1 protein-coding gene is annotated in these 660 nt (G+C 56.8%); it reads right to left on the bottom strand.

Annotated elements, in window-relative coordinates:
* Positions 1-115: 115 nt before the first annotated feature.
* Positions 116-538: a hypothetical protein gene (locus IB244_RS31595; RefSeq protein WP_192306990.1), complete on the bottom strand. Its 423-nt coding sequence runs from the start codon at positions 536-538 to the stop codon at positions 116-118.
* Between the last annotated feature and the right edge of the window lie 122 nt (positions 539-660).

The raw sequence follows: 660 nt of genomic DNA, 5'->3' as shown, positions 1-660 counted from the left end.
TCCTGCTCTTCCTTGCGGCTGCAGCGTCCAGATGTGGCGCAGATCGCCAGAGCTAGGCCGGTGATAGCCACGGCAGGGACGCCGACAGCGAGGAGGATCATGAATGAGTCGTTGCTCATGGTTTAACCTCGGAATTGGCGTTCATGTTCTCTGGATGAAACGAGGCGACGAAGCTCGGGTAATAGTCGCCAGTATTTTCCGTACCGACCTCGAGGACCGTCTTGCCGTTTGCTGTGTCGATAAGCTCAAGAATGTCGGAGCTGCCGAAGTCCTTTCGGTTCCGATAAACGCCAACAACCTCGATCGGAGGGAAGACGTTATGCATGGTGGCGTCTGGCTGAACGACGAGCTCGCGCAAGGAGCTTCTGTAGCCGTCAGATGGGTCTTCAACCGCCACGTAGATCGTTCCGTTCAGCCTGAAGCGGCATACGCTGCAACGCTCCATATCCTCGGATCGTGCCCAGAGCTCGAATTCCTGGGTGTCGAAGTCAACGGCATCGAGCATCATCTTGCCGGTAAGGTCTTGGAGTTCGCTCACTGCCCAATCCTCGCCGTCTTGGTGGCAGAGCAAAACTCAGCAGCAGTGTTGGTGCGAGCGATGATGTCCGTGTATGCCAGCTTCATGCCGAGAGCGATGTATGCCGCTGCTTCTGCCGGGAT

The sequence above is a fragment of the Rhizobium sp. RHZ02 genome (assembly GCF_014851575.1).
Lineage (GTDB): Bacteria > Pseudomonadota > Alphaproteobacteria > Rhizobiales > Rhizobiaceae > Rhizobium > Rhizobium altiplani.
Note: the sequence above shows the minus strand (reverse complement) of the source record. Positions and strands in the feature narration are given on the sequence as shown.